At 60.4% G+C, this 15,328-nt stretch carries 15 protein-coding genes; 6 read left to right on the forward strand and 9 right to left on the reverse strand.

Annotated features, from left to right (window positions below):
• Window position 1: 1 nt before the first annotated feature.
• From J7E36_RS07395 to J7E36_RS07405, 3 genes are all read right to left on the reverse strand, one after another.
• Window positions 2-1,288 (reverse strand): ATP-binding protein, encoded by a 1,287-nt coding sequence (locus J7E36_RS07395; RefSeq protein ID WP_215001386.1) that lies wholly within the window; start codon window positions 1,286-1,288, stop codon window positions 2-4.
• Window positions 1,289-1,996 carry a response regulator gene (locus J7E36_RS07400; protein WP_215001388.1) on the reverse strand — a complete coding sequence of 236 codons (708 nt, stop codon included), beginning with the start codon at window positions 1,994-1,996 and terminating at the stop codon, window positions 1,289-1,291.
• Between the two features lie 102 nt (window positions 1,997-2,098).
• A complete protein-coding gene (locus J7E36_RS07405) occupies window positions 2,099-3,031 on the reverse strand; it encodes a helix-turn-helix transcriptional regulator (RefSeq protein WP_215001390.1) in 933 nt (310 codons plus the stop codon).
• A gap of 563 nt (window positions 3,032-3,594) precedes the next feature.
• On the opposite strand from J7E36_RS07405, the gene J7E36_RS07410 reads away from it, so the two are divergent.
• The 4 genes from J7E36_RS07410 (at window position 3,595) to J7E36_RS07425 (ending at window position 7,525) form a co-directional block, all read left to right on the forward strand.
• Window positions 3,595-4,944 carry an MFS transporter gene (locus J7E36_RS07410; protein WP_215001392.1) on the forward strand — a complete coding sequence of 450 codons (1,350 nt, stop codon included), beginning with the start codon at window positions 3,595-3,597 and terminating at the stop codon, window positions 4,942-4,944.
• Between the two features lie 100 nt (window positions 4,945-5,044).
• Window positions 5,045-5,737 carry a fumarylacetoacetate hydrolase family protein gene (locus J7E36_RS07415; protein WP_215001394.1) on the forward strand — a complete coding sequence of 231 codons (693 nt, stop codon included), beginning with the start codon at window positions 5,045-5,047 and terminating at the stop codon, window positions 5,735-5,737.
• A 40-nt stretch (window positions 5,738-5,777) separates the two neighbouring features.
• A complete protein-coding gene (locus tag J7E36_RS07420; protein ID WP_215001396.1) occupies window positions 5,778-6,536 on the forward strand; it encodes an SDR family oxidoreductase in 759 nt (252 codons plus the stop codon).
• 32 nt (window positions 6,537-6,568) lie between these two features.
• The gene (locus J7E36_RS07425; RefSeq protein ID WP_215001398.1) at window positions 6,569-7,525 is read left to right on the forward strand and encodes a 2-hydroxyacid dehydrogenase; all 957 of its coding nucleotides are present in this window, start codon (window positions 6,569-6,571) and stop codon (window positions 7,523-7,525) included.
• Between the two features lie 4 nt (window positions 7,526-7,529).
• Here J7E36_RS07425 and J7E36_RS07430 read toward each other — a convergent pair whose 3' ends face one another.
• The 3 genes from J7E36_RS07430 to J7E36_RS07440 form a co-directional block, all read right to left on the reverse strand.
• Window positions 7,530-8,276: a substrate-binding periplasmic protein gene (locus tag J7E36_RS07430; protein ID WP_215001399.1), complete on the reverse strand. Its 747-nt coding sequence runs from the start codon at window positions 8,274-8,276 to the stop codon at window positions 7,530-7,532.
• Between the two features lie 72 nt (window positions 8,277-8,348).
• Window positions 8,349-9,323, reverse strand: coding sequence for a DMT family transporter (locus tag J7E36_RS07435; protein WP_215001400.1), 975 nt, complete (start codon window positions 9,321-9,323; stop codon window positions 8,349-8,351).
• Window positions 9,320-9,745 (reverse strand): DUF3916 domain-containing protein, encoded by a 426-nt coding sequence (locus J7E36_RS07440; protein ID WP_231286333.1) that lies wholly within the window; start codon window positions 9,743-9,745, stop codon window positions 9,320-9,322. Before J7E36_RS07440 ends, J7E36_RS07435 begins: the two co-directional genes overlap by 4 nt.
• 277 nt (window positions 9,746-10,022) lie before the next feature.
• On the opposite strand from J7E36_RS07440, the gene dapF reads away from it, so the two are divergent.
• Both dapF and J7E36_RS07450 read left to right on the forward strand, forming a co-directional pair.
• Window positions 10,023-10,826, forward strand: coding sequence for a diaminopimelate epimerase (gene dapF / locus J7E36_RS07445; protein ID WP_215001402.1), 804 nt, complete (start codon window positions 10,023-10,025; stop codon window positions 10,824-10,826).
• A 416-nt stretch (window positions 10,827-11,242) separates the two neighbouring features.
• Complete coding sequence (locus J7E36_RS07450) at window positions 11,243-12,271, forward strand: sterol desaturase family protein (RefSeq protein ID WP_215001403.1); 1,029 nt, start codon at window positions 11,243-11,245, stop codon at window positions 12,269-12,271.
• Between the two features lie 235 nt (window positions 12,272-12,506).
• Here the strand turns inward: J7E36_RS07450 and J7E36_RS07455 are convergent, their stop codons facing one another.
• The 3 genes from J7E36_RS07455 to wecB all read right to left on the reverse strand — a co-directional run bounded on the left by J7E36_RS07455 (window position 12,507) and on the right by wecB (window position 15,325).
• Complete coding sequence (locus J7E36_RS07455; protein WP_215001404.1) at window positions 12,507-12,785, reverse strand: short-chain dehydrogenase; 279 nt, start codon at window positions 12,783-12,785, stop codon at window positions 12,507-12,509.
• 333 nt (window positions 12,786-13,118) lie between these two features.
• Window positions 13,119-14,225 (reverse strand): glycosyl transferase, encoded by a 1,107-nt coding sequence (locus J7E36_RS07460; protein WP_215001406.1) that lies wholly within the window; start codon window positions 14,223-14,225, stop codon window positions 13,119-13,121.
• Window positions 14,216-15,325 carry a non-hydrolyzing UDP-N-acetylglucosamine 2-epimerase gene (gene wecB / locus J7E36_RS07465; protein WP_215001408.1) on the reverse strand — a complete coding sequence of 370 codons (1,110 nt, stop codon included), beginning with the start codon at window positions 15,323-15,325 and terminating at the stop codon, window positions 14,216-14,218. Before wecB ends, J7E36_RS07460 begins: the two co-directional genes overlap by 10 nt.
• Window positions 15,326-15,328: the final 3 nt, after the last annotated feature.

A 15,328-nucleotide genomic window follows, 5' to 3' on the forward strand; every position in this document is an offset into this window, starting at 1 on the left:
TTTAGCGCTGGACGGGCCAGGTCATGCGCAAGGAAGCGCCGCCCAAAGCCGAATCCCCCGCTTGCACCTGGCCTCCATGGGACTGCGCGACGCGACGCACCAGCGCCAGCCCCAGGCCGAATCCTCCGGTGCGCCGATCACGACTGGTGTCGAGCCGCGAGAACGGTTCAAAAATCTTCTCCCGCCCCTCTACCGGTACACCCGGACCATCGTCGTCGACCTGCAACCGATAGTGATCAGCGTTGCGCAACAGCGATACGTGGACGTGACCGTCGGCATAACGAATGGCGTTGCGCAGCAGATTGATCACTGCCCTGGCCATGAAGCGCGGTTCGATGTCGAACGTCTCGACCTGGCAGGCCACCACACGCACCTCGATGTGACCGGCCTCGGCCTCCAGCGTGACACTGGCGACCACGCTGTCCAGCCAGCTACTGGCTTCGATGCGTTGCAGGCTGATTGCCGTCGCACCGTGTTCCAGGCTGGCGTAAGTCAGCAGCTCGGAAACCATGTCTTCCAACTCACCGAGGTCTGCGTACATGTCATCGATCAATTGACGGGCATTGGCAGGATCCTGGCATTGCTTGAGCTGGTCGAGTTCGAAGTTCAGGCGTGCGATGGGCGTGCGCAGCTCATGGGAGACCGCATTGGTCAGTTCTCGCTGGTTGGCGATCAGGCCTTCGATGCGCGCGGCCATGAGGTCGAAATGCCCGGCTACTTCGCTGATGCTGGAACGCTGGGACATGCGGACCCGCGCTGATAGATCATTGTCCCCGAAGCGTTGTGCGGCCAGGCGCAGCCTTTCCAGGTCGCGCCAGTGTGGACGCACCCAGAAGAACAGAATGATGCCCACCAATACCGCCAGCATCAGGTAGGCGGCGCCGATGTAAAACGGTATGAAGTTGGGCTCGAGCGGCAGCTTGAGGCTCAGCAATTGATTGCCGTTGTCGATGCGGCTGAAGAGCTGCGTGTACTTGTCACGCAGCACCAGTTTGTTATCGGCCAGTAACTTTTTCTCGGCGTCGCTCAGTGCCAGCTGATCGGCTTGTACCAGCGCCAACTCAAGGCCGGAATCAGGACGCAAGGCCTCCAGTTGCTGTTCTCGCTGTTCGCCATGCACATCGCGCAGTTGCTTGACCAAGGCCTGCGCCTGCCCGCGAAACGACTCGCGGTGGAAGGTCTGCATCTGCCCGTCGAGCAGCGCATCGAAAGTATGCTCGACCGCCTGCAATGCCAGGACCAGGCCGATTGCGAGCATCAGATACAGGCCAAGGAAAAGGCGCAGCATCTACAATTCCCAGGCGAAGGGGTTGAACAGGTAGCCCTTGCCCCAGATGGTCTTGATACACACCGGTTCGCGTGGATTGTCCTTGAGCTTGCCCCGCAGTTTGCTGATATAGACATCGACACTGCGGTTCATGCCATCGAAGGCAATGCCACGCATCTGATTGAGAATGTCATCACGGGACAACGTTAATCCAGCATTGTCCGCCAGCAGCCAGAGCAGTTCGAATTCCATGGTGGTGAGTTCGATCAGCTCGCCGGCCAGGCGTGCTTCACGGCAGGTCCGGTCGATCGTCAGGCGGCCGAATTCCAGGACACTCCCGGCGGTGCTTTGTGGCGTATGGCGGCGCTGCAAGGCGCGCAGGCGTGCAAGCAGCACAGGGGGCTTGATGGGCTTGATCACATAGTCATCGGCGCCGGACTCCAGGCCGAGGATATGGTCCAGGTCGTCCTCCCTGGCGGTGAGGATGACGATCGGTGTATCGCTGAGTGCGCGAATCTCCCGGCAGACGTGCAAGCCACTCTGGCCGGGCAGCATGAGATCAAGAACAACCATCGTCGGTTTGAACTCGATGAACGCGCCCAGGGCAAGGTCGCCTCGGTGCACTTCACGTACGTCAAAGCCATGTTGCGCGAGGAAACTTGCGATCAACCCGCTGAGCTTTTCGTCGTCCTCCACCAGCAAGACTTTGCCCGAACCCGAGTCATCCATAATGACCATCACTCACGCTGAAAAAGTGCGTGCATTATGCCGTCAAGCCGCTGCCGAGACTATTGCCGCCGGTGACAAAACGCGCTGAACAGGGCGGGTAAGTCAGGTATTCAACGGCAACTGCGGCGTATCCGGATTCAACTGCTGCTTTCTGAATTGCCCCGGCGGCTGCCCGTGGATCTGCCGAAAGCGCCGGGAGAAATAGGCCTCGTCGGCAAACCCGCACAACCGCGCCACTTCACCCACCGGGCGCGTTCCATTGAGCAGATAGTTGCGTGCCGCGTGCATCCGTCGCTCCAGCACCAGTTCGGTGAAGGTCTTGCCGATTTCCTTGCGCAGCCAGTGGGTCAGGTAGGTCGGTGACAGGTAAGTCGCGGCCGCCACCTTGATCAGGTTGAGGTCGGGGTCGGCGATGTTCTTGCGCAGGTATTCGGACATCCGGCCCAACGCATCGCGGCGACTGACTTCGGCGGCATTCTCTTCCGCCAACCGTTTGAGCGGTTCGGCGTAGAGGGTGCAGACACTGCCGATCAATTGCAGCAACAGGCCCTTGAGCATCTCGCGGGTGCCGAACTGGCGATTTTCATCGAGCAGGCGCATCTGCTCGATCAGGCCGCAGACCCGGGCGAAATCCTCATCGCCCAGGATGAAGTCCAGGTGTTCCTGGAAGCGGAAGGGCGACAACTCCGGTGCCAGCAGAATCGACACTTCCTCCAGGTCCATCGGGTCGCACTGCAAATGCGGCAGCAGGAAGGTCTGGGAAAAGTTGATCACCATGAAGTTGCTGTTGGCCGGGTGCGGGATCACATGCACCCGGTGGGGCAGGATGAAGGCCAGGGTATTGCGCGGGAATGGACGTTCGGCGTTGCCGACGTGTTGCACCGTATCGCCGCCCAGGTTGATCTGGATCTGAAAGTACTCATGGCGATGGGGGCTGGTTTCGGCGCGCCGTCCCTTCTTGTCGCGGATGTAGAAGTCCGTCAATTCACTGCGCTGCTGCATGACATAGGTGGGGACTCGGCTCGGTGCGGGCATCTCCTGGGAATCCTCTACGGGTACATGGCGATGGCTGTGATTGTGAGCGCGCATCCGACTGACTTACAAGGAGTTATACGATGAGAGGTCCTGTGCGTGAGTTTTTGGTGTTCTCCGGGTAGAAGATGGTTGTCCAAAACCATTAATCCGCATTTGAAGAATTTCTCTTTTTAAAACAGTGAGTTGTGAGTTATGTAAAAAGGCTCTAAAAAAACCAGCTGATTTGTATTTTTTGGACAGGGCCCATCCGTGTAGCTTCGAGCGAAAAAAACGATCTAACGCTTCGGTTGATTTTGAATGGTTGTACGACCACTGTAAGGCCACGCAACCGACGCTTATCCAAAAACAATCAAGAGGTGCGCTCATCATGAAGCGGTTTCCATTACTCGCTGACCCTCCCGACGTTTCCCACGGCACAGCCTGTTGCGCGGTGTCTTGCACCGTCTGACACCGGCGGTTCGCATTTCTCATTCCAGTAGCAATCGTGCTGCCCCGACATCGAGGGCAACGGCTTCGGCTGCTCGTAAACATTTCGACGCTTCTAACAATAACGAGGTCTACTCATGTCGAATTCCCACACCTCCCAGACCACCGCCGCGCCGGTGATCACCGGCGCCCGGGACGCTGCAGTGCCGCAGCGACTGCCGTCGCGGCGGCGCTGGTTCATGCTGTCGTTGCTGTTGATCGCGACCATCATCAACTACATCGACCGGGTGAATATCTCGATTGCTGCACCGTTCCTGGCCAAGGACCTGGGCCTGGACAAGATTGAAATGGGCCTGATCTTTTCCGCCTTTGCCTGGACTTATGCACTGGCATTGGTGCCCGCCGGGTTCATTGCCGACCGCTTCGGTTCCCGCTTCACCTACGGGGTGTCGCTGATCAGTTGGTCGACCGTCACCGTGTGCCAGGGTTTCGCCACGGGGTTTGCCTCATTGTTCGGGCTACGCCTGGCGGTGGGCGCGATGGAAGCGCCGGCATTTCCGGCCAACAGCCGGGCGGTCACGGTGTGGTTCCCGGCGCGCGAGCGGGGCATGGCGAGCAGTATCTACGTCTGCGGCCAATACCTGGGCACGGCGCTGTTTACTGGCGCGCTGCTTTGGCTGGCAACGACCTACGACTGGCGGCATGTTTTCTACAGCACCGGCGCCCTCGGTGTCGTGTTTGGCGTGGCCTGGCTGTACCTTTATCGCGACCCGATGAACTGCAAGAAAGTCAGCAAGGAAGAGTTGAAGTACATCGAAGCCGGGGGCGGGCTGGTCAAGAGCAGCCAGGAGCGCACCCGCTTCAACTGGCGGCAGATTACGGAGCTGTTCAGCTACCGTCAGGTCTGGGCGATCTGTATCGGTAAGTTCGCCAGCACCTCGGCGCTGTACTTTTTCCTCACATGGTTTCCGACCTACCTGATCGAAGAGCGTCAACTGACCATGATCAAGGCCGGAATTTTCGCCGTGCTGCCGTTCGTGGGCGCGACCGTCGGCATCCTGCTGGCGGGGATCGTCTCCGACCTGTTGATTCGCCGTGGCTATTCGCTGTCCTTCGCACGCAAGTTGCCCCTGGTGGTCGGATCGATGCTGGGCATGTCCATTGTCCTGGTGAATTTCACCGATTCGAACGTGATCTGCATTGCCATCCTGACCATCGCCTTCTTCGCCCAAGGCATCGCCTCGTCCTCGTGGGCGGCGGTCTCGGAAGTGGCGCCCAAGGAACTGATCGGGCTGACTGGCGGCGTCACCAGCCTGGCCGCCAACATCGGCGGCATTGTCACCCCCATCGTGATCGGCGCGATCGTCCACAAGACCGGCTCGTTCGCCCTGGCCTTCTGGTTCATCGGCGGCGTGGCGCTGATCGGCACGTTGTCCTATTCGTTGTTGCTCGGCCGCCTGTATCGCATTGAACTCAAGGCGCGCTGAGTCAAGAAAACCGTTTTTCTCCAAGACGAGGCGGCATTCCTCCAACTTCACCCGGGATTGCCGCCGTACGCTGACACCACCAACAGGACTTTTTACCAGGATGAACATGCCCGAGTACGTCTTTACCCCGGACCTGCCAGTGACTTTGCCGGTGGTCGGCACCCCGCAGCGTTTTCCCGTCGGCCGGGTGTTTTGTGTCGGTCGCAACTACCCATGGCCAGACAGCCAAGGCCAGAACCGCCAGCCACCGGTGTTCTTCATGAAGCCGGCCAGCACGGTGGTGGATGCGGTCGGTGAAGTGCCGTATCCGTCGGTGACGGAAGAGTTCGTCCACGAAATCGAATTGGTCGTGGCCATCGGTGAGGGCGGCGCGAACATTCCCGAGAGCCAGGCGCTGGCTTATGTCTGGGGCTACGCCGCCGGGCTTGATCTGACCCGGCGCGATGTCCAGCGCATGGCCAAGCGCAACGGCTTGCCTTGGGAGGGCGCAAAGGTGTTCGACGCAGCGGCGCCAATGACCGCCATCGTGCCGGTCTCACGGGCGGGGCACCCAGACGGCGAGTTGTGGTTGAGCGTGAACGGCGAAGAGCGCCAGCGCGACAGCCTCGACAGCCAGATCTGGTCGGTCAGCGAAATGATCAGTCGCATTTCCCAGTCGGTGGCATTGCGGGCCGGCGACCTGATCATGACCGGCAGCCCGGCTGGCGTCGATCTGCTGCAACCGGGTGACGTCATCACCGCCGGCATCGATGGCATTGGCCAGCTGGAAATGAGCATCGGTCAAAGGCCTTGATCCCGCGCCCGTCAAATTGATTCGAGAAAGGAACAACAACATGCCCAACCCATTGAAAGTGGCTTTGGTCACCGGTGCCGGCAGCGGAATTGGCCGTGCGGTGGCCCTGGGGCTCATAGCCGACGGCTACACGTTGGTATTGGCCGGTCGCCGGCCAGAACCCTTGCAGGCCTTGGTCGAGCTGGCGGCCTGCGAAGAGCGCGAAGCCCTGGCGGTGCCCACCGATGTGCGTGACCCGGCCAGTGTCGATGCCCTGTTCGCCACCATTGCCGAGGCTTACGGCCGTCTGGACGTCGTGTTCAACAACGCCGGGGTCAACGCGCCCGCCGTGCCGCTGGATGAGTTGACGTTCGAGCAGTGGCGCAACGTCATCGACACCAACCTCAACGGCGTTTTCCTCTGCGCCCGTGGCGCCTTCGGCCTGATGCGCCGGCAACAGCCACAAGGTGGGCGGATCATCAACAACGGTTCGATCTCGGCCCATACCCCACGGCCTTTCAGCAGTGCCTACACCGCCAGCAAGCATGCGGTGCTGGGGTTGACCAAATCCCTGGCGTTGGACGGGCGCGAATACAACATTGCCTGCAGCCAGATCGACATCGGCAACGCCCTCACCGAAATGTCGGTGCGCATGACCAAAGGCGTGCGCCAGGCCAACGGCAACATCGCGGTAGAGCCGATGGTCGACGTCAAGCACGTGGCCGATGCCGTGCGCTATATCGCCGGCCTGCCGTTGTCGGCCAACGTCCTGAACATGACTGTCATGGCCACGGCCATGCCGTTTGCCGGCCGCGGTTGAGCCGGCGTTTTTATTCGTTTGATGAGGTCCACATGAAGCCAGAAGTCTTGCAGCTCAGCCCGATCCTGATCCCAGAAATCAACACCCGGCTCAGCGAGCTGTTCACGGTGCGGCGCTATTTCGAACAGGCCGACAAACCGGCGTATTTGCAGGCGCACGGCGCCAACATTCGCGGCGTGATCACCGGCGGGCACACCGGCATCAGCCAGGCGATCATGGCGCAGTTGCCGAAACTGGAAGTGGTGGCGGTCAACGGCGTGGGCACTGACGCCGTTGACCTGGCTTACGCCCGGGACCGCGGCATCCGCGTCACCGCCACCATCGGCGCGCTGACCGAGGACGTCGCCGACCTGGCCATGGGCCTGTTGATCGGCGTCTGCCGTGGCCTGTGCACCGGTGACCGTTACGTGCGCTCCGGCCAGTGGCCACAGAGCCCAACCCCCTTGGCACCGCTGCCGCTGGCGCGCCAGGTATCCGGCATGCGCATCGGCATCGTCGGCATGGGCCGGGTCGGTCGCGCCGTGGCGACCCGCGCGGCGGCGTTCGGCTGCCCGATCAGCTACACCGATCTGCAGCCGATGAGCGACGTGCCTCACACCTTCGTCGCCGACCTCAAGCAACTGGCGGCCGGCAGCGACGCCCTGATCCTGGCGGCGGCCGCCGATAAGGCCGAAGCCATCATCAACGCCGAGGTGTTGCAAGCCCTGGGCAAGGGCGGTTACCTGATCAACGTGGCCCGGGGCAAACTGGTCAACGAGGTCGACCTGGTCGCGGCGCTGGCGGCCGGTGATATCGCCGGCGCCGGGCTGGATGTGTTCGTCGATGAACCCAACGTACCCGAAGCGCTGTTCGGCCATGAGCACGTGGTGCTGCAACCCCATCGCGCCAGCGCGACATTGCAGACCCGCACGCGGATGGGAGAAATGGTCGTGGCAAGCCTGGTGGACAGTTTCGCCGGGCGCGTACCGCAGGGGTGTGTAACGGGCTGACGGTCTATTGCCCGACAGGTTGCTCGTAGCGTCGCTGGATACGTTCCAGCTCGCCAGACTGGCGCAACTGCTCCAGGGCGTGGGTCCACGCGGCGACTACCTCGTCTTCAGAGTCGGGGCTGAAGGCGATGTAGAGCGACGAGCGATAAAGTTCGACGGGAACCTGTCGCAGCGTGCCGGGGGCAATGTTCAACCGGTGGCTGTAGTAGGTCACGCCGGCGTCAGTGTCGCCGACGATGATATCGGTGCGGTCGGCGAGCAGCATGAGATAGAGCTGCTGGCTGGTGGTGGCGCTTCTGTCGAGGTTGGTGAAGCCCTGTGAGTGCAGCGTGTCAGGCACCAGCCCGGCATGTCGCGTGGTGATCTGCGGCGCATGCAGCAGTTGGTCAAGCGAATCAATCGGTGGTGCATTGGCCAATTGATAGGCATGAATGGATTCCTCCACGATCGGCCCCACCCACTTGTACAGCGGCTCGCGTTCTGGCGTGCGGAACAACGAATACATGATGGTCTTGTGCCGGGTCTTCAAGAGCTGGCTGGCTCGCATGCTGGGTTGCAGCTGAACCTCGAAGTCATCCCCCGTCAGTGCCATGATCGCCCGGACAATTTCCGTGGTCATGCCGGTGAGCTCATCGTGCTCCTGATAGTTATACGGTGCCCACTCTTCGGTCACGACCTGATATTGCTCGGCTCTGGCCCCAGTACCGAGTAATAGATAAAGCAACACTGCTGCAGGTGCCGAGTGTTTCACATGTCCACCGGGTGAGCCGTTGATAGCGGTTTTGATTGGAGAGTCAGGTAAGCATAGCCGCAAAAAAGCTGGCTAACGCCCATTGGCGTTCGCGGGTGGAACTGGACCGGACGTCAGGATGATTCGAACGGCCATGATCACGCCGATCAGGACGGCGGCAAGGCCCGAGGCTTCCAGTGGTGTCGGCAGTCGATGATGAAATCCCAAGCCAAGTAGCGTGGCGAACAGTGACTCCAGTGCTATCAATTGCCCGGACAATACCATAGGCAGACGACGTGACGCGGCGTTCCAGGCCCAGGCGCCGACGACGGATGACATGAGGGCGATGACAAAGGCCCAGAGGTACAAATCTCCAGCCAGAGAAAAACTGAAACCCAGGCTCGGTAATTTGAGAAGCCCGAGCGTCTGTATGGCCGGTAACAGGCACAAGGTGCCCAAGCCGGCGCCTGCCATCATCAGGCCGGTCCAGGCGCCTGACGCGTTGTGTGGAAGTTTTGACGACGCGCGCTGGTTCAATACGCTGAATATCAGCCACAAGGCAACGGCACCGATTGAAAAAAACAATCCCATCAGCCAGGAGTCATCGTTGGCAATGGGTTGATTGATCGCGCCGAGATTCGTCAGTAAAAGTCCAGTCGTCAGGACAGCCAGCGGGATCGCGAGCTTGCGCCACTGGATGGTTTTTGCGCTGGCATTGCCGAGCAACGCGAGCAGGGCCGGCACCATTCCAATCAATGCCGGGGTCAGTACCGGCCCACCAAAAATGATGCCTGCGGCGATGCACGCGCTATAACCCAGATACCCGATCACACCCAGGCCTGCCGCCAGCAACCACTGATCACGGCGCAAGAGACGAAGCTGGACTTGATAGCGAATCATGAACGCCAAGCCCAGGGCGCCTGCGATCAGAAACCGCACGACCATCAAGTCGTAGACGGTGTAGGCACCGGTGACGTACGGTGCAATGAAGTTCAGGGCCCAGCTCAACGTCGCGATCACCGCGAGGATCACGCCAACGACAACGCTTGAATAGGCCTGGACCCTCACGCGGGTTCCCCGATACACCACCAGTGGACATCGACCTCATCGTCGCGCTGGGTGGCGTCATGCCCATGCTCAATGAATGAGTCGGGCAGAACCAGGGCAAGCTTTTCGCTCAAACGTAGCGGAGCCAGGGTGTTGTGCTGCCCCAGAAAACCCAGGTAATAGTCACGGTCATAAAACACCGTGACTTCACTCTGGTGCACCCAGGGCCACACCAGCAGGCAGGCGACGCGGTAATAACCTTGGCCGCGATCCGCCGCACGGGATAAATGGGCCGCAGCTTCGAGCGACTGTTGCACACAGAAGGCCTGTACTTCGATGGGCGCTTGCGAGCCCTGCACCAGGCAAGTGTGTACCGGGATTTTCCAGTGGGTGAACCGCTGGTCCTCATAGCTGCGAGGATAGTAGTTACCGTTGAACCTCACGGCCCAGCGCTCCAAGGCACGGAGACGGCGGGGGATGCCCCGAAGTTTTTTGTTGCTGAGGGCCAGTCTGCGCAAGGGATGTCCTTATGGTGCTCTGCGGGAGTGAACGTTCGGGTAGCCGTTATAGCTTCTTTCACTGCCTCCTTACGGAACAAAATCATCGATTGGAACGGGTAGCTTAGTGCTAGGGTCGTCTGGCTTCAATGTCCTCACTGACAGCGTCAACGCATGAACAGCAGACTTTCATGCGCCACTTCATCCCCTGAAGAACATTCCCATGCCGCTGAAATTTCACAAGATGCACGCCAACGGCGATGACTTTGTCATCGTCGACTCGCGGAACTCGGCCAATCCAATCACCAGCGCCTTGGCTCGGCGGATGGGTGATCGGAACCGGGGGATCGGTTTCAATCAACTGGCAGTGCTGCTCGATTGCAACGATGCCGATGCGCGTGTGGTGTTCTGGAATGCCGATGGTTCTGCGCTGGACGTTTGTGGCAGCGCAACGCGAGGTGTTGCGGACCTGCTCATGCGCGAATCAAATGCCACTTCGATAACGCTGCGCACCCACCGTGGTTTGCTCGCTTGCGAGCGAACCACCGTCGGGACAATTTCCGTCGCCATGGGCCAGCCGCTTTTTGGCTGGTCGGACGTGCCCCTCGCTCGGGAGTTGGATACCCTTGTTTTACCCCTTGCCGGCGATCCAGCCGCTTGCAGCATGGGTAATCCGCATTGCACTTACTTTGTGGATGATCTGGCAGTCATTGATATAGCGAGAACGGGGCCAGCCATCGAAACCAACGCGCTGTTTCCCCTCAAAACCAATGTACATTTCGTCCAGGTCATCAACCGTCAGCACATTCGATTGCGCATATGGGAGCGTGGCGGCGCGATTGCGCTGGGTTCGGGTTCCTGCTCGTGTGGTGCTGTTGTTAACGGGATTCGCCGGGGCTTGCTGGACGGCTGCGTTGAGGTTGAATGCGATGGGGGAAGCGTGACGGTTAGATGGGACGGCGTGGGGAGTGTTTTTCTTGCGGGACCGGTGGAGAGCGTTTTTTCAGGAACGATGTCCTGTGAATAAGAAGCCAGGGATGCCCCGTTGGTTTTGTTCGCCAAAGAGGCCAGGGCATCTTCGATACTTGCTTCGAAAGACAGATGCTCAGACATCTCCAGCCAGGCGGGTGATTGCTACAGCCATACGACTCATACCGCCGGCTTCAGCAGTGATTTTGTGGGCTTCTGCAAGCCTGCGGACTCGGCTTGCAACGCTGGCGACAGCTGTTTTTGGCTCATCGGAACGTCCTCTTCTGACGTTTGAACGTTGGCATGGCCGCGCTTCTTCTGTCTCACGGCCGATAGGCCTGCATCGCCTGGCGTCGCCGTATCGAGCAGCCTCCGTGTTGGCCAACGTTGTCCGGGGCTGGCCCATGCATAATCTCAGCTAGTCTCAATCGGAATCATTTACAATGCCGCACCTTCGTAGAGGCTTGGCATTACGTGGACGCTTTTTCTCTTGTCTACCGGCACCTGATCGAATGGGTGGTCGCGCCCGTCACCGAGCAGTTCCTCGGCATTTTCAATCTGAATGGCCGCCTCGGAGTGCTGTTTCTCTGCGCTTCCTACGCCGTCGCCTATGGCCTGTTCCATTTCAGGAAACGTCGCGGCCTGACCGATGCCCGTTCGTTCTGGCAGTTTATCGGCGGCAGCCGGGTGCATCTGCATCGGTCGGCGTTGCTGGATTACCGCTACTACTTCGTGCGGGCGATTCTCAAGATTGCCTTGGTGTTGCCCGTGGTGCATTGGGTGGACCCGTACATCTTGCGGTCCGGCGATTACCAGGCGTTTTTCAGCAACCTCTGGGGCGCTCGCCCGCACCTGGGTGACGGCCTTTCGCTTGCTTTGCTCTATGGATTGGGCGTGTTTCTGGTCAAGGATTTCGTCCACTACTGGGCGCACCGGGCTTTCCACTCGCGTTGGCTGTGGGCGTTTCACAAGGTCCATCATTCGGCACCGGTGCTGGTGCCGGCCACGGCGAGCCGGGTGCATTTTGTCGAGAAGATTGTCGAGAAACTCGCTGTCACCGCGTGCCTGGGCCTTTTCGCGGGAGGGTTTTGGTATGCCTGCGGTGGTGAGGTCAGCCGCTATACGCTGTTCGGTGTGACCTACCTGGTGTTCATCTTCAATAGCCTGGCGGCCAACCTGCGCCACACCCATGTGTGGCTGTCGTTCGGGCCGGTGGTTGAGCATGTGCTGAACAGCCCGGCCCAGCACCAGATCCACCACAGCGACGCGCCCCGTCATTTCAACCGGAACTTCGGCATCAACCTGTCGCTGTGGGATTGGATGTTCGGCACGCTCTATGTCACCCGTTCTCAGCCCGAAATTTTGAGTTTCGGCACCGGGCAGAGGGACCTGCAGCGTTACTCGACGGTCTACGGTTTGATCGTCATGCCCTTTGTTGAAGTTGCCGGCAAACTGCTGGCCAAGCGCTCGCGAGGGAGCAAGGTTCAAGCGCCTTATTCATAGCGTCATGCTTGTTCATTTGGAGCGTTGCCTTTCCACCGTTCAGAGTGCACTCCCGTCTCTCGTCAGAACGCATAACCTGTGGCGAGGGAGCTTGCTCCCGCAGGCCGCGCAGCGGCCCAAAACAGACGTCCCGGTGGGGCAGGTCAAACGCGTTCAATGCTGATGGAGCTGCTGCGCAGCCCAGCGGGAGCAAGCTCCCTCGCCACGGTTACATGCAGGAGCGATGTTATCGGGTTTACAACGTCGACCCCGCCGGCGCCGCGTCCAGGCGTCGGGCAATGACATCCATCACATCACAACCATCGCGCAGCGGGATGCAGCACAGTTGTGCCAGGTCTTGAAGAGTTGCTGGGTCGACCGGCTGCCCGTCGCGCATGGCGAGGTTCTCCAGGAATTGGGTGGCGGCACGGATACGGTAGGCGGCTGCATCGAGCAGCACATGTAGCGGGGCGGTGGTGTCGACGTAGAGGGGTTGGTCGTCGGCGTTGCTGGTGAGACCCATGTATCGGTTCATAAGTAAGCTCCACTGGAAAAGTTTCGCTACCCATCGTCGCCAAACGAAAGGTGGCAACTGTACGCAGGTTGGCGAACCGGAGTGGAAGCCGGCAGACCCGAGGGCCTCCCGCGTACAGATGCCATAAAGGCAACTCTACAGATGCTACAGCGCCTGCAACAAGCAAGCGCTTTCGCACACCACTGCGGGTCGCCAAACCCGGTCGCCATTTGGACGACGGAAAAACTATGTCGCCACGGCCGGAATTACGCAATGGATTGATGTGGAGGGGGATTCCCAATGATGTGTAGGACGTTGCCTGAACTTGGCCGACCCGGTAAACACTCCCATCTTTTAGCGCTTTGGACACACCTGTGTCGCAGCGAAACGGTTCGCCCAGAGATTGTCCTGGCGAAATTGCCGGATGGTGGAATGATCACTTGGGCAGTTGAGCGCTTCGACGGCGGTTTGACGCAAGTCCGTGTCCCCCTCCACCAACCACACCCCCGGCGCTTGGCTGCGCAGGGCCATTTCACCGAAGCAGGTGGAGATGACGGGTAAGCCGAGGGCGCGGTATTCGTAGTATTTGATCGGGTCGACCGACGCCGTCAGGGGGGTGAGCTTGAACGGGATCAAACCCACCGAAAACGTCGCCATGGCGGCGATTGCATCGGCGTGGGCGCACTCGGGGATCAGCTCGACATTGGCCGGCAATGCGCAGGGCGCCGGTGTGAACACGGGGCCGATCAGGCGCACCGGATTTGCCGGGTTGGCGCGGGCCAGTGCGGCGACCAGTTCCCAATCGAACCAGTGGCCCATCGTGCCGACATAACCGAGTACCTGTTGCTTTGCGCCCAGGTCCAGGTGCTCTACCGGTGCCAGATGCTGCAGGTCGCAGGCATTGAGTGCCAGTTCGACGTGGTTCGCCACGCCCTGAAGTCTGTCGTGCAGGGGCGTGGAGGACGCCAGCACACGGGACACCCGCCGTATGAGCTGTGCTTGACGTCGCCCCATCGACCGCCGTGACAGGCCTTGATAGAAGGCTGGAAAATCATCCATGGCATCGTAGACGGCATAACGGTCGGGCAGGCGCTTGAGCAGTTGCAGCGCCAGTTCCGAGGGTTTTCCGACACAGATCATGCATGGGCCATCGGCGGCAAACTGCGCAACGGTCCTGAACGTGTTGCGCCACAGCAGCTTGAGTATCAGCGCCGAGCCCGGCATGGGCTCGATGGGCAGCGCCAGGGGGTTACAGAGCTGCAGCCACGGTGGAACGCTGAAGTGTTGCGGGGTGGCAACCGACGGCCTGCGCGTGAAGTCGTTCAGCGACGGCAAGCGTGTCGGATACGGGTCGATCCACAACACCGGTTCTGCGGTCAGGTCGTGGTACCAGTGGACAAAATGATGAGGGCGCTGGCTGAAACTGGCCCAGGGCACCGGGGACAGATAGATCATGCGCATGGTTGGAAATGCTGCCTCAGCACATCGACAATGCGTTCAGCCGCCTTGCCATCGCCATAGGGGGAAATCCCACGGGCCATGCTCCGATAGGCCTGGGGGTCATCGAGCAAGCGTTGGGCCTGTTCGAGGATGGTGTCCCGGTTGGCCCCCACCAGCTTGACCACACCCAGGTTGACCGCTTCCGGACGCTCGGTTTCCTCACGCAGTACCAGGACCGGTTTGCCGAGTGCCGGCGCTTCCTCCTGCACGCCGCCGGAGTCGCTGATAATCAGGTACGAGCGCTTCATGGCGGCGATAAACGGGGCGTAGTCCAGCGGCGCGCACAGGATGATGTTGGGTACCGGGCCGAGCAACAAATAGGCCACGTCCTTGACGTTGGGATTGGGGTGTACGGGGTACAGAATCTGGACGTCCGGGTTGCGTTCGGCCAGGCATTTGAGCGCCTGGCAGATGTTCTGGAACGGTTCGCCGAAGTTTTCCCGTCGATGAGCCGTCACCAGCACCAGGCGCTTGCTGGCGTCCAGTTCGATATCCGAGGGCAAGGTATGCGCCGCCGTCATCAGCAAAGCGTCGATCACGGTATTGCCCGTCAGGGTGACGGCGGCCGGGGCAATGCCCTCGCGCAGCAGGTTATCCACGGCACATTGAGTCGGTGCGAAATGCCAGCGGGCCAGTTTGCTGGCGATCACGCGGTTGGCTTCTTCAGGAAAGGGGTTGCCGATATCGCCGGTGCGCAGGCCTGCTTCGACATGGCCAAAGGGAACCTGCCGATAGAAGCACGCCAAGGCCGCGCTCATCACTGTTGTCGTGTCGCCTTGGGCCAGGACGACATCCGGTTGCTCGGTCTTCAGCACATCGTCGAGTGCCAGCAGCAGTCGCGCCGTCAACGTCGCCAGCGATTGGTCGGGTTGCATGATGTCCAGATCCAGGTCCGGCACAATGCCGAAAAATGCCAGCACCTGGTCGAGCATGCCTCGATGCTGGGCGGTGGCCAGCACCCGACAATCGATATTTTCCTGTGCCTGGAGCGCCTTGATCACCGGGGCCATCTTGATGGCTTCCGGACGGGTGCCGACGATGCAAAGTACCTTGCGGGTCATGCC

Origin of the sequence: Pseudomonas fluorescens, assembly GCF_018614775.1 — a bacterium.
In the GTDB taxonomy this organism is placed as follows: domain Bacteria; phylum Pseudomonadota; class Gammaproteobacteria; order Pseudomonadales; family Pseudomonadaceae; genus Aquipseudomonas; species Aquipseudomonas fluorescens_BY.